This window comes from Stenotrophomonas sp. SMYL20, from assembly GCF_036320045.1.
GTDB classification, from domain to species: Bacteria; Pseudomonadota; Gammaproteobacteria; order Xanthomonadales; family Xanthomonadaceae; genus Stenotrophomonas; species Stenotrophomonas maltophilia_A.
Map to the genome: position 1 here is coordinate 220,970 of NZ_JAWIRT010000003.1, position 25,387 is coordinate 246,356.

The window sequence follows — 25,387 nt, forward strand, 5'->3', positions numbered from 1 at the left end:
ACGCAGGTCGTGTGTAGTAGGAAAACCGCCACGCATCATTGCGCGACGGAGCTGGTACAGCACTGCTATGCGCGACCACCACCGATGCTGCTGGCAGTGCTCCCGCGCGAACGGATCAGGCAGCCGGAACCGGAAGCAGATCCATCACTCTGGCAACGACATCTGCGATGCCGATGCCTGTGGTGTCGATGAGGACAGCATCGTCTGCCGGCTTCAGGGGCGCCACGGTACGCTGAGCATCACGGGCGTCGCGGGCCATGATCTCGCGCAGGAGGTCATCAAAGTTAACAGAAACCCCCTTGTCTTTCAACTGCTTATGCCGGCGCTCGGCGCGCTCCTCGGCACTGGCGGTCAGGAAGACCTTGTAGGAGGCGTCCGGGAAGATCACCGTGCCCATGTCGCGGCCATCGGCGACCAGGCCCGGCAGCTCCCTGAATGCGCGCTGGCGCTCCTTCAGGGCGGCACGGACCTCCGGGATGGCCGCAATGGCCGAGGCCAGTGCGCCCGTGGTCTCCAGGCGCAGCTCGTCGGTGGCATCGGTCCCGTTCACCATGACCCGCATGGCTTCACCCTGCTCGACAAACTGAACGTGGGTATCAAAGGTGCAGCGGACCAGCGCCGAGGCATCGGAGGTATCGATGTCGGCCCAGCTCGCGGCCACGCCCACCGCCCGGTACAGCGCGCCCGAATCCAGGTAATGCCAGCCCATCCGGCGCGCGATGATGCGGCTGATGGTACCCTTGCCAGCCCCTGAAGGGCCGTCGATGGTCAGGACGGGAGCGAGTGGATTCATGGGGTTCCCAGAGCGTGTGAAGGGGTCATTCTAGCCCCTGTCAGACGCCCCCAATGGGATCTTTTGTGCAACCACTTGAAACCACGAGGAAAAGCCCGGTAGAATGGCGGGCTTGAACGAGCGTCAACTGCCGATTGTCTTTCGCATATCGCGGCCACGCTCCACCCGAACAACTACTGTTTACGCCGAGGTATGCCATGAAAGTCCTGTCCTCCCTGAAGTCGGCGAAGGCCCGTCACCGTGACTGCAAGGTCGTGCGTCGTCGTGGCAAGATCTTCGTCATCTGCAAGTCGAACCCGCGTTTCAAGGCGCGTCAGCGCTAAGCCCAACAGCCTTCGCGGCTGCGGCTGGCCCTACGCGGGGCCGACCCGATGCAAAAAGCCGCCTTCGGGCGGTTTTTTGTTTATGCGGCTTTTTCCTGCCGTTTTTGCTGTAATCGCCTTTCTTGACCACTGGGGAGTAGATCGAGATGAAGCGTTACCTGTCCGCCCTGGCCGTGATGGCCACCCTGGCCACCGCCACGCCGGCGCTGGCCGATACCCTGCTTGTCGACCGTGCCCGCGAGAAGCCGGCCGGTGCCCTGCCCGTGCGCGGCCAGAGCATGCAGCAGGTACAGGCGCAGTTCGGCGCGCCGAGCGAGCAGCTGCAGCCGCGTGGCGGGCAGAAGCGGCAATGGCCGACCATCAACCGCTGGGTGTACCCGCAGTTCACCGTCTACTTCGAGAAGCAGAAGGTGATCGACGTGGTGGCCAACCAGGCGGACCCGAACGAAATCGGCCCGAAACCGCCGATCCGTTGATCCCTTTACCCGCCCTGGGCGGGCCTGTGTAGCGAGACCATGAACCAGACCCTTCGTTTTCCTGCCGAGTGGGAAGCCCAGAGCGGCGTCCTGATTGCCTGGCCCACCGCCGACACCGACTGGGCCGACCGCCTGGGCCAGGTGGAAGAGACCTACATCGCGCTGGTCGCGGCCATCACCCGCTTCCAGCCGGTGCTGATCTGCGTGGCCGACGACGATGTGGAGACCTATGCCGAGATGCGGCTGCGCTCCAACCGCATCGACATGGACAAGGTCCACTTCACCACGGCGGCCTACGACGATACCTGGTTGCGCGACTCCGGCCCGATCACCCTGCGCCGTGCCGACGGCGGCTTCCAGCTGCTGGATTTCCGCTTCACCGGCTGGGGCGGCAAGTTCGACGCCACCCTGGATGACCAGCTGGTGGGCGTGCTCGACCAGGCCGGCGTGTTCAACGACGCACCGGTGCGCAGCATTCCGTTCGCGCTGGAAGGCGGCGGCATCGAAACCGATGGCGAAGGCACCCTGCTGACCACCTGGAAGTGCCTGCACGAGCGCCACCCGGACCGCGACCGCGCCAGCCTGAGCGCCGACCTGGCCGACTGGCTGCAGCAGGACCGCGTGCTGTGGCTGGACCACGGCTACCTGGAAGGCGACGACACCGACGCGCACATCGATACCCTCGCCCGCTTCGCCTCGGCTGACAGCATCGTCTACCAGGCCTGCGACGACGAGAGCGACTCGCACTACGCCGAATTGCAGGCGATGGGCAATGAGCTGGCCGCGCTGCGCACCAAGGACGGCCAGCCGTATCGCCTGTTCCCGCTGCCGTGGGCACAGCCGGTGATCGACGAAGGCCGCCGCCTGGCTGCGTCGTACGCCAACTACCTGATCGTCAATGGTGCGGTGCTGATGCCGGCCTATGGCGATCCGGCCGACGACCTGGCCCGCGATGTACTGGCGCAGGCGCACCCGGGCCGCGAAATCGTGCAGGTGCCCTGCCGCTCGCTGATCTGGCAGAACGGCAGCCTGCACTGCATCACCATGCAGCTGCCGGCAGGGTTGTTGAAGGCCTGAGGATGGGTAGTGGCGGGGGGGGGGGGGGGCCCCCCGCCGCCCCCCCCGGGGTGTGGGGGGGGGGGGGGGGCGGGGGGCCGCGGCCCCCCGCCCCGCCACATCCCCCCTGCTCGTCGTTCCGCCGGCGCCCCCCCCCCCCCCCCCCGCCACTACCAGCACCCATTCAGCGCGCGACACGCCGTCGCCGCCCATCCGCGCTAACATGCAGGTTTTCCCCCGCAGGAACGCCCCGCATGAACTCGCGCAGCCCCCTTACCGTCGCCCTGATCCAGGAGCGCAACCACGGTGATGCCGCCGCCAACCTGGCGGTGATCGAAGCACGCGTGGCCGAGGCGGCTGCGCAGGGTGCCAAGCTGGTGCTGCTGCAGGAACTGCATAACGGCCCGTACTTCTGCCAGCACGAATCGGTGGACGAGTTCGACCTGGCCGAGCCGATCCCCGGCCCGAGCACCGAGCGCCTCGGCGCGCTGGCGAAGAAGCATGGCGTGGTGCTGGTCGGCTCGCTGTTCGAGCGCCGTGCTGCCGGCCTGTACCACAACACCGCGGTGGTGTTCGAGAAGGACGGTACGCTGCTCGGCAAGTACCGCAAGATGCATATCCCGGACGATCCGGGCTTCTACGAGAAGTTCTACTTCACCCCGGGCGACATCGGTTTCAAGCCGATCGATACCTCGGTGGGTCGCCTCGGCGTGCTGGTGTGCTGGGACCAGTGGTACCCGGAAGCGGCACGCCTGATGGCGCTGGCCGGCGCCGAGCTGCTGTTGTACCCGACCGCGATCGGCTGGGACCCGGACGACGTGCAGGACGAGAAGACCCGCCAGCGCGACGCCTGGGTGCTGAGCCACCGCGGCCACGCCGTGGCCAACGGCCTGCCGGTGCTGAGCTGCAACCGCGTCGGTCACGAAGCCTCGCCGCTGGGTGCTTCGGGCATCCAGTTCTGGGGCAACAGCCACGTGCTCGGCCCGCAGGGCGAATTCCTGGCCGAAGCCGGCACTGACGCCACCGTGCTGCTGTGCGATGTCGACCTGCAGCGCAGCGAGCACGTGCGCCGCATCTGGCCGTTCCTGCGCGATCGCCGCATCGACGCGTACGGTGACCTGCTCAAGCGCTACATCGACTGAGCCGGAGCCCGCGCATGGCCGTCCTCATCCGTGATGCCGGCCCGGCCGACATCGCCGCGATCACCGCGATCTACGCGGTGGAAGTGACCGACTTCGTCAACACCTACGAGTACGACATCCCCGACGCGACCGAGATGCTGCGCCGTATGCGAGACATCATCGATCGCGGCTTCCCCTACCTGGTCGCCGAGATCGACGGCCAGGTGGCCGGCTATGCCTACGCCAACACCTACCGCACCCGCGTTGCCTACCAGTGGACCGTGGAGAACTCGGTCTACGTCGATGCCGCGTTCCAGGGCCAGGGCGTGGGCACCGGCCTGCTGCAGGCCTTGATCGATGCCTGCGTGGCGCGTGGTTACCGGCAGATGGTGGCCGTGATCGGCGAACCGACCAACGCCGCGTCGATCAAGCTGCACGAACGCTTCGGCTTCGAGCTGGTCGGCGTGTTCCGTGGCCTTGGCCGCAAGCACGGCCGCTGGCTGGATACCGTGCAGATGCAGCGCGCGCTCGGCGATGGCGCCGACACCGCACCTTCCAATGAATGAACCCATGACCGAAACCCTTCCCGAAACCGGCGACGACCTGTTCGCCGGCCAGCCGGTGCGCGTCGTTGAACGCGACGGCGTGCGTTATACCCTGCTGGGCACTGCCCACGTCTCCCGCGCCAGCGTCGAGGCGGTGGAAAAAGCCATCGACAGCGGCCGCTTCGATGCCGTTGCCGTTGAACTGGACCCACAGCGCCTGCAGGCCCTGAGCGACCCGGACACCCTGGCCAAGCTCGACCTGGTCGAGGTGATCCGCAAGGGCCGCGTCGCCCTGTTCGCCGCCAACCTGGCCCTGTCCGCCTACCAGCGCCGCCTGGCCGAACAGCTCGACATCGAGCCGGGCGCCGAACTGAAGCGCGCGGTGGAACTGGCGCGCGAGCGCAACCTGCCGGTACACCTGATCGACCGTGAAGTCGGCCTGACCTTCCGCCGTGCCTCGCAACGGCTGGGCTTCTTCGGCAAGCTGAAGCTGGTCGCCGGGCTTGGCGCAGGTCTGTTCTCATCCGAGGAAGTGGGCGAAAACGAGATCGAGAAGCTCAAGCAGGGCGACATGCTGGAGTCGAGCTTCGGCGAGTTCGCCAGCGAGAGCCCGGCGCTGTACGAGACCATCATCGGCGAGCGTGACCGCTACATGGCCACGCGCCTGCGCGAAGAACACGATCCGCAGCAGCGTGAGGTGCTGGCAGTGGTCGGTGCCGGTCACCTTGCCGGGCTGGCCCGCTACCTGGAAACCGACACCGAAGCACCGGCACCGCTGCGCGCCGAGCTGGAAGCGGTGCCGAAGAAGCGCAACATTCCGTGGTTCACGCTGGGCATCCTGGCCATCGTAGCGACCGGCATCGGCGTAGGTTTCTACCGCGGTGGTCTGGGCGTGGGCACCGAACTGCTGGCAACCTGGGCGATGTATACCGGCGGCCTCGCCGGCCTGGGCTGCCTGTTGGCCGGCGGCCATCCGCTGAGCATCCTCACCGCGATCGCGGTGGCGCCGTTCAAGCCGTTCCGCCTGAGCATCCCGACCGGCGCATTCTCGGCCCTGGTGGAAGCGCGCCTGCGCAAGCCGGCGTATGAGGACTTCCTGAAGCTGCGCGACGATGCGCAGAGCCTGAAGGGCTGGTATCGCAACCGCGTCACCCGCGTGGTGCTGACCTTCATGCTGACCAACATCGGCAGCATGCTGGGCCTGTGGCTGACCACGTTCAAGGTGTGGGGCAAGGTCGCCGGTTGATTGCAACGCCCCGCCGGGCATGGCCCGGCGCTACCGGCCGCACGGCGTCTGCGCGCGCGACCGGCAGGTGCCAACCTTGGTTGGCACGCTTTACGCCGACCGCAAAGATCGGCCGAGCATGCTCTGCGCAGAACATCAAAAAAAGGGGGAGGCCGCCCCACTACGACCGGCCTCCCCCACACCACAACACGTTGGCGCGCATCACGGTCGAGCAAGCTCGACCACTACACCGGGGTACCCGGCACGATCTCCAGACCGCGGGCGCGGCGGATCAGTCGCGTGACCGCACTGCGCAGGTCATCCAGCACTGCATAGATCGTCGGCAGGAACAGCAGGCTGACCACGGTCGAGAACGCCAGGCCGCCGGCAATCGCGCGCGCCATCGGCGCGTACTCCGGGCCATTGCCGAACATCTGCGTACTGGTCAGCGAGATCGGCACCATCGCCAGGATCGCCGTGCCCATCGTCATCATGATTGGCCGCAATCGCTCGCGTGAGCCCTCCACCAGCGCCTGGGTGCGTCCCATGCCGCCGCGCCGCAGGTTGTTGATGTGCTCGATCATCACGATGCCGTTGTTCACCACCACACCCATCAGCACCAGGATGCCGATGAAGGACATGATCCCGAACGAGGTACCGGTGATCCAGAACAGCCAGAACACGCCGAAGATCGAGAACAGCACGCCACTCATGATCGCCGCCGGGAACAGCAGCGACTCGAACACCGCCGCCATCACCACGTAGATCATCACCAGCGCGATCAGCAGGTTGAACACCATCTGCTGCATCGCTTCGTCGTCGTTGCCGTAGTCACCGCCATCGAAGGTGAAGCCATAGCCGGCCGGGAAGTTCATCGGCTTGAGCACCGACTCCATCGCCTTGCGGCCATCCGGCGCAGTGACCTTCTCGGCCAGGTTGGCCTTGATGGTCAGCGTGGTCTGGCGGTTGGTGCGTCCGATCTGGGTGGCTGACGAACCAACGTCGACGGTGACCAGGCTCAGCAGTGGCACGCTGCGGCCATCGCCGGTGCGCACGCTGAAACCGGCCAGGTCTTCCGGGCTGCTCTGCTCGGCACCGGCGAAGCGCACCCATACCGGCACTTCGTTGTCGCCGCGGCGGAACTCGCGCATCGGTGCACCGCGCAGCGCCAGGCCGACGAAGCTGGCTACCTGCTCGGCATTGAAGCCGAATGCGGCGGCGCGCTCGCGGTCGACGCGCACCTTCAGTTCACCACCCTTCTCGCCGTTGTCGATGCGCACATCGCGCAGCTCGGCGCGCTGGGCCAGCAGCGGCACCACTTCCTGGCCGATCTCCTGCAGCATCGAACTGGAGTCGCCGACCAGCTGCACCTGCACGCCCTGGTTGCCGCCACCGCCGCCATCACCGCCCTGGTTGCCGACGAAGTAGTCGGTGCGGGCCGACTTCGGCAGGCCCTTGCGCAGCTCTTCCTGCAGCGCCTTGATGTCCTTGGCGTACTTTTCGTCCAGGGTGACCACGGTGGAGCTGCCTTCCTGCTCGCTGTACCAGGAATACACCTGCTTGACGTGCAGGCGCTCGCGGTTGGCGTCGATCCAGTTCTCCACACGCGCCACTTCCTCGGACATCTGCCGGTAGGTGTAGGCGCCCTTCCACATGTAGCCGATGAAGATGTCCTTGCCGCCGTCGCCACCGAACATGTCGACCTTGGTCAGCTTCATCGGCACCAGGCTGACCAGCACCACCAGCACGATGCCCAGCAGGCTCCAGCCACGATGGCGCAGCGACCAGTCCAGCAGTGTCGCGTAGCGCCGCTGCAGGCGCGCGATCACGCCGGTCTGCGAGTGCACCAGCTTCGGCGTGGCCATGCGCGCGGACAGCATCGGGATCAGGCTGACCGCCACCAGCCACGAGGCCAGCAGCGAGACCGAGATGGTGATCGCGATCTGCGCCATGAAGATGCTGATGTTGTTGGTCTCGCCGAACAGGTTCGGCACGAACACGATGCAGTGGCACAGCGTACCGGCACTGAGCGCGATGGCCACGTTGCGGGTGCCGATGATCGAGGCCAGCCGCGGCTGCCCCGGCATGCGCTCGCGTTCCTGGTAGATGCTCTCCACCACCACCACGGCGTTGTCGACCAGCATGCCCACCGCCAGCAGCAGGCCCATCATGGTCAGGATGTTCAGCGTCACCCCGGCGAAGTACATGAAACCCAGGGTGATGGTGAAGCAGATCGGAATGGCCAGGGTCACCATCAGCGTGGACGGCCAATGGCGCAGGAAGAAGAACAGCACCGTGATCGAAAGGATCAGGCCGACCGCACCGGCCTCGGCCAGTTCCAGCAGCGAGGAGGTCACCGCCTTGCCCTGGTTGTCGATCACCTTGATCTGCACGTCGCGCATCGACGCTTCGGCACGGATGGATTCAACCTCGGCCAGTGCCGCGCGCGACACCTCCACCAGATTGGCACTGCGCTCCTTGAAGATATCCAGGCCAACCGCCGGGTTGCCGTCCAGGCGGCGGCCGTAGTTCATCCGCGCCGGCTTCAGGCGAACATCGGCGATATCGCCCAGGCGCAGGCCCTTGGCGTTGATCACCAGATCGCGCATTTCCTGCAGGTCGGTGATCTCACCCACCGGCTGCACGCGCACCCGCTGGCCGTTGTCGTCGATCTGCCCGGCCGAGATCGAGAAGTTCAGCGTGCGCAGGCGCTCGCTCAGCTCGTTGATGCTCAGCCCGTGCGCGTTGAGCCGGTTCGGATCGATGGCGATCTCCACCTCGTTCGGCGGCGCGCCGGTGATGTCGACACGCGCCACGCCGGGAATGCGTTCGATGCGCCGCTTGAACTCGCGGTCGAGCATGTCATAGGCGGTGGTCAGGTCGGTGGTGCTGGCCAGGCGCACCTTCAGCACCGGCTGATCACTGCTGGACCACTTGAACACGTTGTAGCGCTGCAGGTCGTCGGGCAGGTCGCTGCGGATCGCATCGATGCGCTCGCGGGCATCCGAAGCGGCAATCGCAATGTCACGGTCCCAGTCACTGAACTCGATGTAGACCAGCGCCGCTTCGGAGGTGGCCGACGAGCGCATGCGCTTGATGCCGGTCATCGTCGCCAGCGATTCCTCCACCGGGCGGATGATGGTCCGCTCCACTTCCTCCGGCGTCGAACCGGTGTACGGGATCTGCACGAACAGGAACGGCGCGGAGATGTCCGGCAGCGCTTCCAGCGGCAGCCGGAACGAAGCGATCAGGCCGATCACCACCAGCGACACGAAACACATGATGGTGGTGACCGGGCGGCGGATCGAGAACTCGGCAACACTCATGCCGGTTCCTCCGTACCCGCCGCACTGCCCACTGCACCCGGCTCGATCTCACCGGCATGCTTGCGGCCACGTTCGCGGTAATACGCATCGCCACGACGGTCCATCAGGTCGTACACCACCGGGATCACCAGCAGGGTCAGCAGGGTCGACACCAGCAGGCCGCCGATCACGGTGATCGCCATCGGCGCGCGCACTTCAGCGCCCTCACCCATCGCCACCGCCAACGGCAGGAAGCCGAACAGCGTGCACAGCGTGGTCATGATGATCGGCCGCAGGCGCGAGCGCGCGCCTTCCACCAGCGCCTCGTGCTTGGCCACGCCGGCCTCGCGCAGCTGGTTGACCTTGTCGATCAGGATGATCGCGTTCTTGGTGACCAGGCCGACCAGAAGGATCAGGCCGATGAACACCACCACCGAGATGGGCTTGCCGGTCAGCATCAGCGCCAGGATCGCACCGACCAGCGCCAGCGGGATGGTGAACAGGATCACGAACGGGTGCAGCAGCGATTCGAACTGCGAGGCCATCACCAGGTAGACCAGGAAGATCGCCAGGCCAAAGGCGAAGATCAACGACTTCGCCGCCTGCGCCAGCTCCTCACCCTGGCCACCGATGTGCAGGCCGACACCCGCACCCAGCGGCTGCTCGGCGACCATCTGCTGCACTTCGCGCATGGCCGCGCCGAGGTCGATGTCGCGCAGGTTGGCCGACACCACCGCCACCCGGGTCTGGTCGGCACGGTGGATCTCACTGGGGCCGGTGGTGGCAACCACCTCGGCCACCGCGTCCAGCGTGACCGGACGGGTGCTGCCCGGGTTGACGATCAGCCGGCGAATGCTCTCCACGCTGGCGCGGTCGCCTTCCTGCGCACGCACCAGCACGTCGATCTTGCGGTCACGGAAGCTGTAGCGGGTGGCGACATCACCGCGCACCTTCTTCACCACCACGTCGGCGATCTGGCGCGTGGTCAGGCCGAGCGCACCTGCGCGTTCCTGATCGAAGCGGATCTGGATTTCCGGGAAGCCCTCTTCCACCGTCGACTTCACATCGGCGTAGTGCGCGTTGCCGCGCAGCATCGCCGCCAGGCGCTGGCCGGCCACTTCCAGGGTTGCCATGTCCTGCCCGCGCAACTCGATTTCCAGCGGCGTGGAGAAGCTGAACAACGCCGGCCGCGCGAAATCGACCTGTGCACCCGGATGCTGACCCATGGTGTCACGCAGGCGCTCGGTGATCTCCGCTTCGGTACGCGCGTTGCCGCCGCCTTCCATCACCACGGTCAACTTGCCGATGTTCTCGCCGCTCTCAGTGGGGCTGGCATCCAGGCGGGTGCCGCTGCCGCTGACACCGTACAGCGACGCCACGCCCTCGCCCTTGCCGTGCGCCAGCTGCAGCTCGCGTACCAGTGCATCAGTCTGCTTCAGCGGCGTGCCGGCCGGCAGCTTCACCGTCATCTCGAAACGGTCCTGCGCCAGCTGCGGAATCAGGTCGGCACCGAGCATCGGCACCAGCGCCATGGTCGCCACGAAGATGATCGAGGCGACACCCAGCACCTTGCCCGGATGCGCCAGTGCGCTCGGCAGCAGGCGCAGGTAGCCACGCTCGGCACCGGCGTACGGCTTCATCGCCAGATCGCTGGCCTTGCGCATCACCGGGCCCACCACCGCCACCACGCCACGCCACGCCCGCACGACCAGCCAGGCCAGCGCGTAGAAGCTCCAGCGCGCGGTCGCCACGGCACCACGACGGCCCAGTGCCACCGGCTTCTGCCAGCGGTTCTGCGGTTGCCACGGTTCGTTCGGCGCTTCTTCCGGGAACGCCAGCGGCGGCCGTCCCTTCAGCGAGCTCAGCATCGGGATCAGGGTCATCGACACCAGCAGCGAGATCGCGATGGCGATCGCCACGGTCAACGCCTGGTCGCGGAACAGCTGGCCAGCGATGCCATCGACGAACACCAGCGGCAAGAACACCGCGATGGTGGTCAGGGTGGAGGCGACCACCGCCATGCTCACTTCGCGGGTACCGACGATGGCGGCCTGCAGAATGCCCAGGCCACGCTCGCGGGCCTTGGCGATGCTCTCCAGCACCACGATCGAGTCATCCACCACCAGGCCGGTGGCCAGTGCCAGACCGCCCAGCGACATCACGTTCAAGCTCAGGCCGAGCTGGCCCATGAAGAAGAACGTGGCGATGATCGAGACCGGCAGCGACAGGCTGATCACGAACGTGCTCCAGCCATCACGCAGGAACAGGAAGATGATCAGGATCGCCAGCAGGCCACCGATCACCGCATCCTTCTTGACGTCGGCGATGGCGTGCTCGATGAAGCGCGACTGGTCCTCGATGGTGGTCATCTCGACGTCGGACGGGAACGTGCCCTTGATCTGCTCCAGGCGCTTGCGCAGCGCTTCGGCGGTGGACACGGTATTGGCGTCGCCTTCCTTGTAGATCGCCAGTTCGACCGATTCCTTGCCGCCCAGGCGGATCACCGCTTCGCGCTCCTTGTAGCCCTGGCGCACGGTGGCCACGTCCTTCAGGCGCACCGGCACACCGTTGGCGACCACGCTGGAACCACCGCCGGACGATGCGCTCTGCGCCGCCGATGCCGCCGCGATGGCGGCCGCCGAACCGGTCGACGCGGCGATGTTGAACATCTGCTGCAACGCCGAGTCGGCCGCGCTGCCGTTCGACGCCTGGGTGGTGACCAGCAGGTTGCGGATCTCCTCCAGATCGGCGAACTGGTTGACGGTACGCACCAGGAAGCGCTGCGAACCCTCCTCCAGGCGGCCGCCGGAGATGTTGATGTTCTCGTCCTTCAGGCGCTTGATGACGGTGTCGATCGGCAGGTTCAGCTGGGCCAGCTTCTGCTGGTCGATGTCGACCTGGATCTCGTCCTCGAGGCCGCCACCGACCTTGACCGCCGCCACGCCGCTGACCGGCTCCAGCTTCTTCTTCAGGTCTTCATCGGCATAGCGGCGCAGGCCGGTCAGCTCACGGACCGCATCGGCATCGCTGCTCGGCGCCACCTTGTTCGACAGCACCAGGCGCATGATCGGTTCGGTGGACGGATTGAAGCGCAGCAGCACCGGGGCCTTGGCCTCCAGTGGCAGGTTCAGCGCTTCCATCTTGTCGCGCACCTCCAGGCTGGCCTGGTCCATGTTGGTGCCCCAGGCGAACTCCAGCACTACATCGCTCTGGCCGGTGCGCGAGACCGACTTCAGCTTGCGCAGGTTCTTGACCACGCCGACCGCTTCTTCGACCGGCTGGGTGATCAGGGTTTCGATTTCGGTCGGCGCCGAACCGGTGTACTCGGTGCGCACGGTCAGCGTCGGGTAGCTCAGGTCGGGCAGCAGGTTGACCTTGAGGTTGCCCAGCGCGATCAGGCCAAACAGCAACAGGGTGACCGTGCACATGGCGATGGTCACGCGGCGGCGGGTGGCGAATTCCACCAGGCCGCCGCGCATGCTGGCGGCGGCGCCGTCGCTCGCCGGCGAGGCACCCATGCTGGCGGCGGCGCCGTCGCTCGCCGGCGAGGCACCGTGGTCGTGGCCCGGGGCGGTCATTGCGTGCTCCCGGCCTTGTCTGCCGGCTTGGCGGCCGCTGCGACCGTCTTCGGCTTTGCCTTCGGATCGGCGATCACCTGCACTGCGGTGCCGTCGCGCAGGGCGACCTTGCCGGCGGTGACCACCTGATCACCGGCCGCCAGGCCATCACGGATCTCCACCCACGGGCCCTCGGCGTAACCCAGCTTGACCGGAACGCGTGCGACCTTGCCTTCGCGCACCCGGAACACCGCCGGCTCACCATCGTCGAGCAGCGCCAGGCGCGGCACCACCAGCGCATCGGCACGCTGGTCGTAATCGATGCGGATGCGACCGAACATGCCGGGCTGCAACGCGTGCGCGGCGCCATCGAAGGCACTGACCACGCGAAACGTACCGCTGCCCGAATCCACCACCGGTGCGATGCGGTCGACGGTGCCGGTGAAGCTCTGCCCCGGCAGCGCATCGGCGGCCAGCGTCACCGGCTGGCCGGCGCGCAGGGTGGCCAGCTCGCGCTCGGGCACGTTGAGGGTGGCTTCCAGCCGCGAGTTGTCGACGATGCGGAAGATCGGCGTGTTGATCTGCACGAAGTTGCCGGTCTTGATCGAGCGCGACGCGATCACGCCGGAGATCGGCGCCACCACCGTGGTGTAGGACAGTTCCAGCGTGGCCAGGCGGTACTGCGCGCGTACGTTTTCCAGGTCGTAACGCAGCTGGTCGACATCGGCGGCGCTGACCATCTGCTGGCCCACCAGTTTCTGCGCGCGCTGGTAGTTGTTTTCCAGCTTGCGCATCTGCGCTTCGCTCTGTGCCACGGCCAGGCGCGCACGGTCCGGGTCCAGACGCACCAGTGGCTGGCCGGCAGTGACCCGCTGGCCTTCTTCAACCAGCACCGCCAGCGCCACGCCGGAAGTCTTGGCCACCACCTGCGACTCGGCGCGTGGTTCCAGCGCAGCGGTACCGGTGTAGCTGGCCGCGACAGCACGGTGGCTGGCCACGGCCACTTCGACCGGGACCGCATCGACCTTCTTCTCCTCCTTGGTCTCGGCGGCCTTGGCTTCGGAATTGGGCCCTGCGGCGCAACCGCCCAGCAGCAGGGAGGTGGAGATCAGCAGTGCGGCAGCGCAGATTCCGCTGCGACGGCCGGACAGGAAGGTTGGGTGCGACATCGTCAGATCCCTGGAGGATGCGTGGACAGGTGTGGTAGCAAAGTAATGCACCACTTCACGGCAACACCATATCCCAAAGGTCATGGTGTCTTCGTGCCACTGGTCGGCCCGCCCCCCATTTCAGCTAGATGAAACCTGGGGCTATACTCGGGTCGTTCCGTACCCCACGCCGGAACGACCAGACCCGAATCCCCGGAAACGACACCATGCGCCCGCAGCCGCTCGCCGCTTGTCTCGCTCTGGCCGTCCTCCTGCCCCTTGGGGCCGCCGCACAGCCCGCTCCTGCTCCTGCCACACCTGCCCCGGCCCCGGCTCCCGCCGCTGCCCCGGCGCCTGCCGCCCCCACCGGCAACTTCGACAATGGCCGTGTCCTGGCCTACACCTGCCAGGGGTGCCATGGCATCACCGGCTACAAGAACGCCTACCCCAGTTACCGGGTGCCGAAGATCGGCGGCCAGACCCAGCAGTACCTGGCCCAGGCCCTGACCGAGTACCGCCAGGGCAAGCGCAGGCATCCGACGATGCAGGCGCAGTCGATGAGTTTCAGCGAACAGGAGATCGCCGATCTCTCTGTTTACCTGTCCACCGTCAAGTAAGGCCCGCCCATGTCGAAAGCCGCGCATCCGATGCGTCACGCCATCGCCCTGTCCGTTGCCCTGCTGCTGGCCGCCTGTTCACAGTCGCAGGTGGAAAACAGCGAGAAATCCGCCGCCGACCCGGGCCATGCCAGCGGCGAACACGGTTCATCGTCCTCCGCCGGCCTGCCGCCGGGCCGCGAGGCCGCCGGCGAGGCCCGCGCCAAGGTGAAGAGCAAGGCCACCAACCAGAGCTGCATCGACTGCCACGGCGCCGACGGCAACGCGCCGATCGATGCGACCTACCCGAAGCTCGGTGGGCAGTACGGTGACTACCTGGCGCATGCGCTGCAGGCCTACCGTGCCGGTGACCGCCAGCATGCGCTGATGACGCCGCAGGCGAAGGACCTGAGCGATCAGGACATCGCTGATCTGGCGGCGTATTTCGGCAGCCGGCCGAGCCAGCTGCGGGATCTGCACGGGGTCAAATGACCACGCTGCGCGGATCATGACTGCTGCAATCTGAGGCGTTCATGGGCGTTACTTTTCTTTGCGCGCAAAGAAAAGTAACCAAAAGAAACGCTCCGCCGTCCGCGAGCCGATGCTGCGCACCGGTACCCTGCGCTCCTCGGCCCACCGAGGGACGGCGCGGGAACTCGCTGCGCTCAGACACCCGCGCCTCTTCGCCCTCGCCGGACCTGCGGTGCTCGGCTCGCTTCAAGGCGGAATCAGATCAAAAGCCACAGCCGCCCGCCGGGCGAGACGGCCGTGGCAGACGCTCAGCCTTCCAGCTCTTCCCAGCGCGCGTACGCGGCATCCAGCTCGGCCTGCACCTTGGCCAGCTGCTGGGTGTGCGCGGTCACTTCGGCGCTGCTGCGGGTGTAGAACGACGGGTCGTTCATCGCCGAGGTCAGCCCTTCGACATCGCCTTCCAGCTTCTCGATGGTCTTCGGCAGCTGCTCCAGCTCGCGCGCTTCCTTGTAGGCCAGCTTGCGCTTGGGCGCAGCCTGAGCAGCGGCCGTGGCGGCCGGTGCAGCGACCGCCGGCTTGGCTGCTGCCGGGGCCGCGGCAGGTGCAGCCACGCTGGCCGCATAGCGCTGCCAGTCGCTGTAGCCGCCGACGTACTCACCGATCACGCCGTCGCCTTCCATCACCAGCGTGGAGGTCACCACGTTGTCGATGAAGTCACGGTCGTGGCTGACCAGCAGCAGCGTGCCGGTGTACTCGCCCAGCAGCTCTTCCAGCAGCTCCAGGGTTTCCACGTCGAGGTCGTTGGTCGGTTCGTCCATTACCAGCAGGTTGGACGGCTGCGCGAACAGCTTGGCCAGCAGCAGGCGGTTGCGCTCACCGCCAGACAGGCGGGTGATCGGCGCACGCGCGCGCTCCGGCGTGAACATGAAGTCCTGCAGGTAGGCATGCACATGCTTGCGCTTGCCGTTGAATTCGAGGAAATCACGGCCCTCGGCCACGTTCTCGATGGCGCTCCAGTCTTCGCGCAGCACCGCGCGGTACTGGTCGAAATAGGCGATCTGCAGGTTGGTGCCGGGATTGACTTCACCCTTCTGCGGCTGCAATTCGCCCAGCAGCAGCTTCAGCAGCGTGGTCTTGCCGCTGCCGTTGGGACCGATCAGGCCGATGCGGTCGCCGCGCAGGATGGTGGTGCTGAAGTCACGGACCATGGTGCGCTCGCCGAAGGCGAACGAAATGTCCTTGACGTCGATGACCTTCTTGCCGGAGCTGACGCCCTGCGCGGCTTCCATCTTGACGTTGCCGCTGAGGTCGCGGCGCTGCGAGCGTTCGGTGCGCATCGCCTTGAGGCGGCGCACGCGGCCTTCATCGCGGGTACGGCGCGCCTTGATGCCCTGGCGGATCCAGACTTCTTCCTGCGCCAGCAGCTTGTCGAAGCGGGCGTTTTCCTGCGCCTGCGCATTGAGGCGTTCCTCGCGGCGGCGCTCGTAGTTGGCCCAGTCGCCCGGCCAGCTGGTGACCTGGCCGCGGTCGATCTCGACGATGCGGGTGGCCAGTGCACGCAGGAAGCGGCGGTCATGGGTGACAAACACCACGCTGCCGCTCCAGCCCTTCAGGAACGCTTCGAGCCAGTCGATGGCCTCGATGTCCAGGTGGTTGGTCGGTTCGTCCAGCAGCAGCACGTCGGGGCTGGACACCAGCGCGCGGGCGAGCAGCACGCGGCGCTTCATGCCACCGGACAAGCGGCCGAACTCAGCCTCGCCGTCCAGGTCGAGCTTGGTCAGGGTTTCGCTGACGCGCTGGTCCAGGCCCCAGCCGTTGGCGGCGTCGATCTTGGCCTGCACGTTGCCGAGCGCTTCGCCATCGAACACCTCGGCATGGCTTAGGTGGTGGAATTCGGCCAGCCACTGGCCCAGTTCGCCGAGGCCATCGGCGACGACGTCGAACACCGAGCCGGCGGCGCCATGCGGCACTTCCTGCTCCAGGCGGGTGACGCGCACGCCCTGCTGCACGCGGACTTCGCCATCATCAGGCTTGTGGTCGCCGGACAGCAGCTTGAGCAGGGTGGATTTGCCGGCGCCGTTGCGGCCGATCAGGGCGATGCGTTCGCCCGGCTCGATCGACAGTTCGGCCTTTTCCAGCAACAACGGGCCGCCGACGCTGAAGTCGACGTTCTGTAGGGTAATCAGAGGCATCCGGCCATTGTACCGGTTGGGGGCGTCGGCCGGGCTGCACCCGGCACCCGCGGTAGTGCCGGCCGCTGGCCGGCAACCTCAACGGCAACGTCAAAAGCGGGTCTCCTGCGGGATGGCGGAGTGGATCCCGCGATCTGTCGGAACGGCATTCTGCTCTGGTGGGTGTCGACCTTGGTCGACACAGTAGATCCACGCCATGCGTGGATGAGCACTACAAGAAGTGTCGATGGATGGAATCAACTGGGGTTCTGATGGATTGCCCCACCTCCCCCAACAACGCCTGCAACCCCGGCAACCATTGCTTGCCAGGATGGCGTACAAGCCACAGGGTGCGCTGCAGGGCGGGCAACGGGGTCTCAAGCACGCGCAGGCGGCCGAGGGCCAGTGGCTCTTCCAGCGCATGACGAGAAAGACAGGCCAGACCCAGTCCGGCGATGGCGGCCTGCTTGATCGCTTCGGTATTGCCCAGCTGCAGGGTCTGGGCGAAACCGCGCAGGTGCGGCAACAAGGCCTGCTCCACCGCTTCGCGGGTACCCGAGCCCGGTTCGCGCAGCAGCCAGCGTGCGCGGCGCAGTTCGTCCAGCGACCAGCGCGCGGGGGCATCGGTGGCGGCGACGATCACCAGCGGGTCCTGCTGCCAGGCGGTGACCTGCAGGCCGCGCTCGTGGCACGGGCCTTCGATCAGGCCGGCGTCCACATCCAGGCGCTGCACGGCAGCAACCACGCCGGCACTGTTGTCGATGCGCAGGTCGACCTCGGCCTGTGGCGCTTGGCGCAGCAGATCGGCGATGCGTGGGGGCAGCAGGTAATTGCCGATGGTGGTGCTGGCGGCCAGCACCAGCCGCAGTGGCGCGCCCTGCGACGGGTCACCGCCGGCGGCGAGCTGGCGCTCGAGGTCGGCGGCGTTGACCAGCAGCGTGCGCGCGGGTTCCAACAGGGCGCGGCCGTGGCCGTTCAGCGCCAGGCGGCGGCCGATGCGGTCGAACAACGGCGTGCCGAAGTGCGCTTCCAGCTCCTGCAGGGCGGCGCTGCTGGCCGACTGCGAAAGCGCAATGGCCTGGCCGGCAGCAGTGGTGCTGCCATGGTCGGCGATGGCGACGAAGACCTGCAGCTGGCGCAAGGTCAGGCGCATGCTATTTACCCGTTTGATAGGTAGGTTTCACCCATATTATTCGTTTTACAGGTCAGAGACCCAGGCGCACGCTTGCCACGTCACCCCAGCCCTGCCCCTGTCATGAACGCCCCCGCTCTCCCCTCTTGGTCCCTGCCCGCCCTGCGCCAACGCTGGCAGCCGCGTCTGCCCGGCCTTCTGCTGGTGGGCCTGATCGCGGCGGCGTCGCTGTACCTGGCCGAGCTTCCCTGGTTGCAGGCGCATGGCCTGAGTGCACTGACCGTCGCCATCGTCGCCGGCATCGTGGTCGGCAACACCCTCTACCCGCGGCTCGCGCCAAGCAGCGCGGCCGGCGTCGGTTTCTCCAAGCATTGGCTGCTACGCGCCGGCATCGTGCTGTACGGCCTGCGCCTGACCTTCCAGGACATCGGCCATGTCGGCGTCAGCGGCGTGCTGATGGACGTGCTGGTGGTGGCTAGCACCTTCGGCCTGGCCTGCTGGCTGGGCGTGCGTGTGTTCAAGATGGAGCGTGAGGCGGCAATGCTGATCGGTGCCGGCAGCGCGATCTGCGGCGCGGCAGCGGTGATGGCCGCCGAACCGGTGGTGCGTGGCCGCGCGGCACAGGTCACGGTGGCCGTGTCGACGGTGGTGGTGTTCGGCACGCTGGCGATGTTCCTGTACCCGGCGCTGTATGCCCTGGTGCAGTCGCACGGCTGGCTGGCGATGGACGCGCGACAGTACGGCCTGTTCACCGGTGCGACGGTGCATGAAGTGGCACAGGTGGTGGCGGCCGGCCGCGCGGTCAACGAAGCGGCAGCTGATACGGCAGTGATCACCAAGATGGTGCGGGTGATGCTGCTGGCGCCGTTCCTGGTCGCGCTGTCGCTGTGGCTGGCGCGTGGCGGCAAGGCCGGCGCCGACGGCAGCAAGGCGCGCATCGTGGTGCCGTGGTTCGCGTTCGGTTTCGTGGCGGTGGCCGGTTTCAACTCGCTGCATCTGCTGCCGGCCAGCCTGCAGGCGGGGCTGGTGCAGCTGGACACCGTGCTGCTGGCGATGGCGATGGCCGCGCTGGGCCTGACCACCCACGTCTCGGCGCTGCGCCAGGCAGGCCTGAAGCCGCTGCTGCTGGCACTGATCCTGTTCGCCTGGCTGCTGTTCGGTGGCCTGGCGATCCACCAGGGCGTGCTGGCGGTGCTTGGCTGATCGACCCTCCCCGCTTGCCGAATCCATCCGCAGGCCGTAAAAGAACGCCCCCTGCGCTGGTCGACACGGACGACATGACCATCCATCACCTTCCGAGCTTCCGTTACCATCCGGACCCGGTAGCGACGGGCAACGTGGCGCCCTCCACTACCACCTGCAGGGTCTGTCAGCAGGCGCGTGGATATGTGTATCTGCACGATGCCATCCACGCAGGGCGCGCAGATTACTCGGAACAGATCTGCCCTTGGTGCATTGCCGATGGCCGCGCCGCGTCGGCGTTGCATGTGGCGTTTGCCTGCCGCCTGGATATCGACGAAAGCGTCCCTGAAGCCGCGCTGGAAGAGCTGTCCCTGCGCATGCCGGGCTACGCCAGTTTCCAGGGGGAAACGTGGCTGGCACATTGCGGCGATGTCTGCCGATTCCTGGGCGACGCCACCCTGGAGCAGGTGACTCAGGCCTCGGCAGCGAGCATCGCGGCGTGGTGCGCAACCAACGACGCCGACGAGGCGGTCTGGTGGGCTCTGGCCAGCGACTACGCGCCCGGTGCAGATATCGGCTTCTATACGTTCGAGTGCCTGCACTGTGGCCTCGTTCAGTTCCATATTGACTCGGCCTGAACCTTCTCCTGCGCATGCCCGACGTGGACCGTTAGACTTGAGGCATGCCCGCCTCCGCCGCCCTGCTGGAAATCCCCTTGCGCCTGCTGGATGACCGCTATGGGCCAGGCAATGTCGATGAAGCCGAAGACATGCTGATTGGGATCGTGCAGGCGGAGATGGGCGAGCAGGCAACCTGTTCGTTCGACTTCGACACGCGGCACGCCAACCCGTGGTTCCACCAGCTGCTGCTGGAACCCCGGGTCGCCGGAAAGCCGGCCACCCAGGAGCAGCTGCAAGCGATGGCCGTACGGCTGGTGGCCCTCGGTTTGCACTGAAGGTTGGACAGTGTCATCCACGCATGGCGTGGATCTACTGGATCGCACACCCTGAGCGGGTGAAGAAGGCCGGGGGGCCCAGCCTTCCGGACGGGTACAATGCGCCATGACTGACTTCTCGACCCTGCCGCTGAGCCCGGCCCTGCAGCCCGGCCTGGATGCCCTCGGCTATACCACTCTCACCCCCGTGCAGGCGCAGAGCCTGCCGGCCATCCTGGATGGCCGCGATGTGATCGCACAGGCGCCGACCGGCAGCGGCAAGACCGCCGCCTTCGGCCTGGGCCTGCTGCAGGCCATCGACCCCAGCCTGATCCGCGTGCAGGCGCTGGTGCTGTGCCCGACCCGCGAACTGGCCGATCAGGTCGGCAAGCAGATCCGCAAGCTGGCCACCGGCATCCCCAACCTGAAGCTGCTGCTGCTGGTTGGCGGCGTGCCGCTGGGCCCGCAGCTGGCGTCGCTGGAAGGCCACGATCCGCATGTGGTGGTCGGCACGCCCGGCCGCGTGCAGGAGCTGGCACGCAAGCGCGCGCTGAATCTGGGCGCGGTGCGCACGCTGGTGCTGGATGAAGCCGACCGCATGCTCGACATGGGCTTCGAGGAGCCGATCCGCGAGATCGCCGGCCGCACCCACAAGGACCGCCAGAGCCTGCTGTTCTCGGCCACCTTCCCGGACAGCATCCGCGCCATGGCGCGTGACCTGCTGCGCGAGGCAGTGGAAGTGACCGTGGAAGGCGCCGACCAGGCACCGGCCATCCGCCACCTGTTCTGCGAGGTGGAACCGGCGCACCGCCAGAAGGCGCTGGCTGGCCTGCTGCTGAAGTACACGCCGGAATCGGCGGTGGTGTTCTGCAACACCCGCAAGGACGTGGACGAAGTAGCCAACTCACTGCAGCAGTTCGGCTTCTCCGCACTGGCTCTGCATGGCGACATGGAACAGCGCGACCGCGAGGAAGTGTTGTTGCTGCTGGCCAACCGCAGCTGCAACGTGCTGGTGGCCAGCGACGTGGCCGCACGTGGCCTGGACGTGGAAGAGCTGGCGGCAGTGATCAATTACGAGCTTCCGACCGACGTGGAAAGCTACCAGCACCGCGTCGGCCGTACCGGCCGTGCCGGTGCCAGTGGCCTGGCGATCAGCCTGGTGGCCGGCCGCGAGAAGACCCGCGCCGAAGCCATCGAAGCGCAGATGGGGCAGCCGCTGGACTGGCAGAAGACGCCGCTGGCAACCTCGCGCCCGGCCGAACTGCCGCAAGCCGCGATGCGCACGCTGCGGATCGACGGTGGCAAGACCGACAAGCTGCGCCCGGGCGACATTCTCGGTGCACTGACCGGCGACGCCGGCCTGTCGAGCAAGTTCATCGGCAAGATCGCGATCTTCCCAACCCGCTCCTATGTGGCGATCGCGCGAGAGCAGGCCAACAAGGCCGTGGCCAAGCTGGAAGCCGGCAAGATCAAGGGCCGTCGTTTCCGCGTGCGGATGATGTGATTGAAGCAGCGTTGCCAACCACGGTTGGCAACGACCTGACCTGGTAGCGGCCAACCTTGGTTGGCCCATCCGTGGCGCCAGTCGCGAAAGGCGCTGCCAACCAAGGTTGGCAACTACCGGCTCCAGGCCATTCGCTCTGGTAGATGCCAACCTTGGTTGGCACCTACCCTTCGATCAGAACACCAGTTCGGTGTGCAGCGGCAGGCCCGCTTCCCAACGGGCGCGGCCACCAAGGCCGTCCAGTTCGACCAGTACACCGGCACCGACCACGTCAACGCCCAGGCGGCGCACCAGCGACAACGCGGCGACCAGCGTGCCGCCCGTAGCCAGCACGTCGTCGATGATCGCCACGCGGGCACCGGCCGGCAGCGCATCGGCGTGCACTTCGATGCAGTCGCTGCGGTATTCCAGCGTGTATTCCTCGCGCAGCACCTGGCCCGGCAGCTTGCCCGGCTTACGCACCGGCACGAAGCCGACGCCCAGCTCCAGCGCCATAGCGGCACCGAGGATGAAGCCACGCGATTCGATGCCGATCACCGCGTCCAGCTTCTGGTCGCGCCAACGGTCGGCCATCGCGGTGATGGCGCCGCGGAAGTCCTCGCCGTGGGCGAGCAGCGGCATGATGTCCTTGAAGAGGATGCCGGGCTTGGGGAAGTCGGCGATGTCGCGCAGGCGGGAGGCCCACTGCGGAGCGACGATGGCGTCGGTCATGTCACATTGGCTATCTGATGGCGGCATAGGGTACCTGTTCCGGGCGCCGCCTGCCTGTTGAGGGGTATCGGCCGGGCTGCGCCCGGCACCTGCAGAGGCCACCGCGCAAGCAAAAGCGAAAGCAAAAGCCGCATTCCGAGAGATGGCGGGGTGGGGGGGGGGGGGGGGGGGGGGGCGGCGCCCCCCCCGGGGGGGGGGGGGGGGGCGCGCCCGCCCGGCGCCCCCCCCCCCCCCCCCCCCCCCCCCGCCTTCGACAGACTTCTGCGATCTGTTGATCCATGCGACGCGTGGATGGATCTCTATCGAAATCGAATGTTTCGAGAATTGAACGAAGAGCATCCACGCATGGCGTGGATCTACCGTGTCGACCAAGGTCGACACCTACCAACAGCCGCCGGAATCTGTCAGAGGTGGGGCGGTGTCGGAGTGCGGGGTGTCAGCCGCATGGATGCGGCTGCCAAGCCTACAGGGACGTACTTGCGGCGTCCCCGCACTCCGACACCACCCCGCCAAACCACGGAAGCCAGCTCTTGCCTTGGCTTTTGATCTGGCCTCTGCGGGTGCAGGGCGCAGCCCTGCCGAAACCCACCCTCAGGAACTGCAGGACAGCATCGAGCAGCCGGCGCGGTTGTCTGCCCACGCCGGGCGCTTGCCGGCGAAATGCTCCAGCCCGGCACGCTCGGTGTACGGATCACGCAGCACGTCCTGCAGTGCGTGAACGCCACCGAGGTCGCCCTGCTCTGCACGATCGATGGCTTCCTGCGCCAACCAGTTGCGCAGCACGTACAGCGGATTGGCCGCGGCCATCTTCGCCGTGCGCTCACTGGCCGACAGCGGATCGGCCTGCAACCGTGCCGCGTAGTCCTGCAGCCACTGCTGCAACGGCGCCTGCACCGCCTGCTGGCGCGCCTCGTCGTAGTACACCGCGTCCAGCAGCGCCGCATCCGGTGTCGCCGGATCGAGGCGCATCAGCGCGCGCCAGGCCAGGGTCATGTCCATGGCACCGTCCTGCATCAACTGCTGCCAGCGCAGGTAGAGCTGCAGGTCGTCATCGTCGGCCGCGGCCAGGCCCAGCTTGGCTGCGGCATCGCGACGGGTGCAGGCCACGAAGGTGGACTGGTAGGCCGCCAGACCGGCCTGCAGCGGCGCCACATCGGCGAACAACGGCGACAACGCCTGGGCCAATCGGCTCAGATTCCAGTACGCCACCTGCGGCTGGGTACCGAAGCGATAACGGCGGCCCTGCGCGTCGGTGGTGTTCGGCGTCCAGTCCGGATCGAAATCCTCGACCCAGCCGTAAGGGCCGTAATCAAGTGTGAGGCCGAGCACGGACAGGTTGTCGGTGTTCATCACGCCATGCACGAAACCCACGCGCATCCAGTGCGCGATCATCTCGGCGGTTCGCACCGCGATCTGCGCGAACCAGTCGCCGTACAGCGTCTCGCCCTCCCCTTCCAGCTCGGGGAAATCACGGGCGATGCAGGCATCGACCAGCTGCTGCAGCAGGGCGGTTTCACCACGCGACGCAGGCAGCTCGAACGAACCAAAGCGCAGGAACGACGGCGACACCCGGCATACGATGGCACCCGGCTCCGCGCGCGGGTGGCCGTCGTAGAACATGTCGCGTACCACGTCGTCGCCGGTGCCGACCAGCGACAACGCGCGGGTAGTTGGCACACCCAGGTGGTGCATGGCCTCGCTGCACAGGAATTCGCGGATGGACGAGCGCAGCACTGCGCGCCCATCGGCGCCGCGCGAGTAAGGCGTGGGGCCGGCCCCCTTCAGCTGCAGCTCCCAGTGGCGGCCATCCGGCGCGACCAATTCACCCAGCGAGATCGCACGGCCGTCGCCGAGCTGGCCGGCCCAATGGCCGAACTGATGGCCACCGTAGTTGGCCGCCCAAGGCTGCATGCCTGCATACAGTGCGTTGCCACCGAATACACGGGCGAAGCCTTCGCTCTCGACCTCAGCGGTATTGAAGCCAAGCATTTCGGCCACGTCCGGCGCCCAGGCCAGCAGCGTGGGCGCCGTCACCGGGGTCGGCATCACTGGCGACCAGGCTGCGCCCAGCACTTCACGCCTGCGCGGGCCGGATTCGGGGTCGCCCGGCAGGGTATACAGCAGGCGGTTGTCGAAACGGGGGCTGTCGGTATCCATGGTGCTGAAGATGGGGGCGACGGCCGCCCTCCTCAATTGCCGCTGAGCGCCTGCAGGTGGCCGCCGTGGGCCTCGGCACGCTGGTAGGCCGGGCGCTCACCGATACGCTTGAGGAAGCCACGCAGTGCCGGCTTGTCGTCGAGGCCACCACCGCGTGCGGCAGCGGCCTGGATCGGGAAGCTCATCTGGATGTCGGCCGCACTGAAGCGCTCGCCAGCAAACCACGGGCTTTCGGCCAGGCGGCGCTCCATCCAGTCCAGGTGCAGGCGCCGCTGCGGACCGATGAAGCCGCGCTCGGCCTTGTCGGCGATGCTGCGTGCGATCGGGCGCGCGAAGAACGGCATCGGTGCGCTGCGGATGCGACCGATCACCAGGGTCAGCAGCAGCGGCGGCATCGCCGAACCTTCGGCATAGTGCAGCCAGTAGCGGTAGGCGATGCGTTCAGCTCCGTCGGCCGGCATCGGTGACGGCGACAGCTGGCGCTGGGTGTCGTAACGGTCAGCGAGGTAGTCGAGGATCGCCCCGGACTCGGCCAGTACCAGTTCGCCATCCTGCAGCACCGGCGACTTGCCCAGCGGATGCACGTTGCGCAGTTCCGGCGGCGCCAGCAGCGTCTTCGGATCACGCGGATAGCGGCGCAGTTCGTAGTCCAGCCCCAGCTCCTCCAGCATCCACAGCACGCGCAGGGAACGGGAGTTTTCCAGGTGGTGGACGATGCGCATGGACGGTTCCGCGATGGGAGGATGCATCTGATCTTAGCCCGCCCGGCTGCATGCCTTTTGTAGAGTCGAGCTTGCTCGACTGCTTTCAAACGCAGTCGAGCAAGCTTGTATGTTCCTCCCGGCTCCTACGAGGTATGTAGGAGCCAGGGTGGAGGGACCGTCAAGCATGCATCTGCGGATACTAGCCGACAGACGAGTCGAGCGATCCCCATCCCGCACACGAACGTCGATAAAGGATCGTACGGCCCCCAAAGGGGA

The 25,387-nt window shown here is 67.0% G+C and carries 20 protein-coding genes and 1 pseudogene; 12 read left to right on the forward strand and 9 right to left on the reverse strand.

Annotated features, from left to right (window positions below):
- Nucleotides 1-115: 115 nt before the first annotated feature.
- Nucleotides 116-793, reverse strand: a complete 678-nt coding sequence (cmk, locus tag V3B48_RS03810) for a (d)CMP kinase (RefSeq protein ID WP_032130077.1) — start codon at nucleotides 791-793, stop codon at nucleotides 116-118.
- A 197-nt stretch (nucleotides 794-990) separates the two neighbouring features.
- Between cmk and ykgO the strand changes: the two genes are divergently transcribed.
- From ykgO to V3B48_RS03840, 6 genes are all read left to right on the forward strand, one after another.
- Nucleotides 991-1,116 (forward strand): type B 50S ribosomal protein L36, encoded by a 126-nt coding sequence (ykgO, locus tag V3B48_RS03815; protein ID WP_005409283.1) that lies wholly within the window; start codon nucleotides 991-993, stop codon nucleotides 1,114-1,116.
- A 146-nt stretch (nucleotides 1,117-1,262) separates the two neighbouring features.
- Complete coding sequence (locus V3B48_RS03820; protein WP_125895520.1) at nucleotides 1,263-1,592, forward strand: hypothetical protein; 330 nt, start codon at nucleotides 1,263-1,265, stop codon at nucleotides 1,590-1,592.
- 39 nt (nucleotides 1,593-1,631) lie between these two features.
- Nucleotides 1,632-2,669, forward strand: coding sequence for an agmatine deiminase family protein (locus tag V3B48_RS03825; protein ID WP_032130076.1), 1,038 nt, complete (start codon nucleotides 1,632-1,634; stop codon nucleotides 2,667-2,669).
- A gap of 233 nt (nucleotides 2,670-2,902) precedes the next feature.
- Nucleotides 2,903-3,790, forward strand: a complete 888-nt coding sequence (locus tag V3B48_RS03830) for a carbon-nitrogen hydrolase (RefSeq protein ID WP_005409280.1) — start codon at nucleotides 2,903-2,905, stop codon at nucleotides 3,788-3,790.
- A gap of 14 nt (nucleotides 3,791-3,804) precedes the next feature.
- Nucleotides 3,805-4,335 carry a GNAT family N-acetyltransferase gene (locus V3B48_RS03835; protein WP_107432020.1) on the forward strand — a complete coding sequence of 177 codons (531 nt, stop codon included), beginning with the start codon at nucleotides 3,805-3,807 and terminating at the stop codon, nucleotides 4,333-4,335.
- Nucleotides 4,328-5,560 (forward strand): TraB/GumN family protein, encoded by a 1,233-nt coding sequence (locus tag V3B48_RS03840; protein ID WP_032130074.1) that lies wholly within the window; start codon nucleotides 4,328-4,330, stop codon nucleotides 5,558-5,560. The genes V3B48_RS03835 and V3B48_RS03840 overlap by 8 nt, the downstream gene beginning before the upstream one ends.
- A gap of 224 nt (nucleotides 5,561-5,784) precedes the next feature.
- Here the strand turns inward: V3B48_RS03840 and V3B48_RS03845 are convergent, their stop codons facing one another.
- The 3 genes and pseudogenes from V3B48_RS03845 to V3B48_RS03855 form a co-directional block, all read right to left on the reverse strand.
- Nucleotides 5,785-8,865 (reverse strand): efflux RND transporter permease subunit, encoded by a 3,081-nt coding sequence (locus V3B48_RS03845; protein ID WP_329893227.1) that lies wholly within the window; start codon nucleotides 8,863-8,865, stop codon nucleotides 5,785-5,787.
- Nucleotides 8,862-12,317 (reverse strand): annotated as a pseudogene (locus tag V3B48_RS03850) (efflux RND transporter permease subunit); the annotation flags it as partial. The gene V3B48_RS03845 and the pseudogene V3B48_RS03850, both read right to left, overlap by 4 nt.
- A gap of 101 nt (nucleotides 12,318-12,418) precedes the next feature.
- Nucleotides 12,419-13,570 carry an efflux RND transporter periplasmic adaptor subunit gene (locus V3B48_RS03855; protein WP_149909093.1) on the reverse strand — a complete coding sequence of 384 codons (1,152 nt, stop codon included), beginning with the start codon at nucleotides 13,568-13,570 and terminating at the stop codon, nucleotides 12,419-12,421.
- 206 nt (nucleotides 13,571-13,776) lie between these two features.
- Here V3B48_RS03855 and V3B48_RS03860 point away from each other — a divergent pair, with 206 nt between their 5' ends.
- On the forward strand, nucleotides 13,777-14,166 hold the full coding sequence (locus V3B48_RS03860) for a c-type cytochrome (RefSeq protein WP_005413034.1): 390 nt from the start codon (nucleotides 13,777-13,779) through the stop codon (nucleotides 14,164-14,166).
- A gap of 9 nt (nucleotides 14,167-14,175) precedes the next feature.
- Nucleotides 14,176-14,637: a cytochrome c gene (locus V3B48_RS03865; protein ID WP_006361215.1), complete on the forward strand. Its 462-nt coding sequence runs from the start codon at nucleotides 14,176-14,178 to the stop codon at nucleotides 14,635-14,637.
- Between the two features lie 287 nt (nucleotides 14,638-14,924).
- Here the strand turns inward: V3B48_RS03865 and abc-f are convergent, their stop codons facing one another.
- Nucleotides 14,925-16,808, reverse strand: a complete 1,884-nt coding sequence (gene abc-f, locus V3B48_RS03870) for a ribosomal protection-like ABC-F family protein (RefSeq protein ID WP_329893228.1) — start codon at nucleotides 16,806-16,808, stop codon at nucleotides 14,925-14,927.
- A 211-nt stretch (nucleotides 16,809-17,019) separates the two neighbouring features.
- Complete coding sequence (locus tag V3B48_RS03875; RefSeq protein WP_329893229.1) at nucleotides 17,020-17,940, reverse strand: LysR family transcriptional regulator; 921 nt, start codon at nucleotides 17,938-17,940, stop codon at nucleotides 17,020-17,022.
- 102 nt (nucleotides 17,941-18,042) lie between these two features.
- On the opposite strand from V3B48_RS03875, the gene V3B48_RS03880 reads away from it, so the two are divergent.
- From V3B48_RS03880 to dbpA, 4 genes are all read left to right on the forward strand, one after another.
- Entirely contained in the window at nucleotides 18,043-19,122 is a 1,080-nt protein-coding gene (locus tag V3B48_RS03880) for a YeiH family protein (protein ID WP_125895770.1), read from the forward strand.
- 74 nt (nucleotides 19,123-19,196) lie between these two features.
- A complete protein-coding gene (locus V3B48_RS03885) occupies nucleotides 19,197-19,739 on the forward strand; it encodes a CbrC family protein (protein ID WP_329893230.1) in 543 nt (180 codons plus the stop codon).
- A 44-nt stretch (nucleotides 19,740-19,783) separates the two neighbouring features.
- A complete protein-coding gene (locus tag V3B48_RS03890) occupies nucleotides 19,784-20,056 on the forward strand; it encodes a hypothetical protein (RefSeq protein WP_329893231.1) in 273 nt (90 codons plus the stop codon).
- Between the two features lie 106 nt (nucleotides 20,057-20,162).
- Entirely contained in the window at nucleotides 20,163-21,539 is a 1,377-nt protein-coding gene (gene dbpA, locus V3B48_RS03895; RefSeq protein ID WP_006360809.1) for an ATP-dependent RNA helicase DbpA, read from the forward strand.
- 174 nt (nucleotides 21,540-21,713) lie between these two features.
- On the opposite strand, the gene V3B48_RS03900 is transcribed toward dbpA, so the two are convergent.
- The 3 genes from V3B48_RS03900 to V3B48_RS03910 form a co-directional block, all read right to left on the reverse strand.
- Nucleotides 21,714-22,250, reverse strand: a complete 537-nt coding sequence (locus V3B48_RS03900) for an adenine phosphoribosyltransferase (protein ID WP_182267634.1) — start codon at nucleotides 22,248-22,250, stop codon at nucleotides 21,714-21,716.
- A 591-nt stretch (nucleotides 22,251-22,841) separates the two neighbouring features.
- Nucleotides 22,842-24,407 carry a protein adenylyltransferase SelO family protein gene (locus V3B48_RS03905; RefSeq protein WP_329893232.1) on the reverse strand — a complete coding sequence of 522 codons (1,566 nt, stop codon included), beginning with the start codon at nucleotides 24,405-24,407 and terminating at the stop codon, nucleotides 22,842-22,844.
- Between the two features lie 32 nt (nucleotides 24,408-24,439).
- On the reverse strand, nucleotides 24,440-25,129 hold the full coding sequence (locus tag V3B48_RS03910; RefSeq protein WP_049461212.1) for a glutathione S-transferase: 690 nt from the start codon (nucleotides 25,127-25,129) through the stop codon (nucleotides 24,440-24,442).
- Nucleotides 25,130-25,387 lie beyond the last annotated feature (258 nt).

Excerpts from the sequence above, each read along its gene's own strand:
- V3B48_RS03825 (WP_032130076.1), top strand. The coding sequence starts at position 1,632 with ATGAACCAGACCCTTCGTTTTCCTGCCGAGTGGGAAGCCCAGAGCGGC.
- V3B48_RS03890 (WP_329893231.1), top strand. The coding sequence starts at position 19,784 with ATGCCCGCCTCCGCCGCCCTGCTGGAAATCCCCTTGCGCCTGCTGGAT.
- V3B48_RS03875 (WP_329893229.1), bottom strand. The coding sequence starts at position 17,940 with ATGCGCCTGACCTTGCGCCAGCTGCAGGTCTTCGTCGCCATCGCCGAC.
- V3B48_RS03880 (WP_125895770.1), top strand. The coding sequence starts at position 18,043 with ATGAACGCCCCCGCTCTCCCCTCTTGGTCCCTGCCCGCCCTGCGCCAA.
- V3B48_RS03885 (WP_329893230.1), top strand. The coding sequence starts at position 19,197 with ATGACCATCCATCACCTTCCGAGCTTCCGTTACCATCCGGACCCGGTA.
- V3B48_RS03835 (WP_107432020.1), top strand. The coding sequence starts at position 3,805 with ATGGCCGTCCTCATCCGTGATGCCGGCCCGGCCGACATCGCCGCGATC.
- abc-f (WP_329893228.1), bottom strand. The coding sequence starts at position 16,808 with ATGCCTCTGATTACCCTACAGAACGTCGACTTCAGCGTCGGCGGCCCG.
- ykgO (WP_005409283.1), top strand. The coding sequence starts at position 991 with ATGAAAGTCCTGTCCTCCCTGAAGTCGGCGAAGGCCCGTCACCGTGAC.
- V3B48_RS03845 (WP_329893227.1), bottom strand. The coding sequence starts at position 8,865 with ATGAGTGTTGCCGAGTTCTCGATCCGCCGCCCGGTCACCACCATCATG.
- V3B48_RS03840 (WP_032130074.1), top strand. The coding sequence starts at position 4,328 with ATGAATGAACCCATGACCGAAACCCTTCCCGAAACCGGCGACGACCTG.
- V3B48_RS03830 (WP_005409280.1), top strand. The coding sequence starts at position 2,903 with ATGAACTCGCGCAGCCCCCTTACCGTCGCCCTGATCCAGGAGCGCAAC.
- V3B48_RS03855 (WP_149909093.1), bottom strand. The coding sequence starts at position 13,570 with ATGTCGCACCCAACCTTCCTGTCCGGCCGTCGCAGCGGAATCTGCGCT.
- V3B48_RS03865 (WP_006361215.1), top strand. The coding sequence starts at position 14,176 with ATGTCGAAAGCCGCGCATCCGATGCGTCACGCCATCGCCCTGTCCGTT.
- V3B48_RS03820 (WP_125895520.1), top strand. The coding sequence starts at position 1,263 with ATGAAGCGTTACCTGTCCGCCCTGGCCGTGATGGCCACCCTGGCCACC.
- V3B48_RS03860 (WP_005413034.1), top strand. The coding sequence starts at position 13,777 with ATGCGCCCGCAGCCGCTCGCCGCTTGTCTCGCTCTGGCCGTCCTCCTG.
- V3B48_RS03900 (WP_182267634.1), bottom strand. The coding sequence starts at position 22,250 with ATGACCGACGCCATCGTCGCTCCGCAGTGGGCCTCCCGCCTGCGCGAC.
- cmk (WP_032130077.1), bottom strand. The coding sequence starts at position 793 with ATGAATCCACTCGCTCCCGTCCTGACCATCGACGGCCCTTCAGGGGCT.
- V3B48_RS03905 (WP_329893232.1), bottom strand. The coding sequence starts at position 24,407 with ATGGATACCGACAGCCCCCGTTTCGACAACCGCCTGCTGTATACCCTG.
- V3B48_RS03910 (WP_049461212.1), bottom strand. The coding sequence starts at position 25,129 with ATGCGCATCGTCCACCACCTGGAAAACTCCCGTTCCCTGCGCGTGCTG.
- dbpA (WP_006360809.1), top strand. The coding sequence starts at position 20,163 with ATGACTGACTTCTCGACCCTGCCGCTGAGCCCGGCCCTGCAGCCCGGC.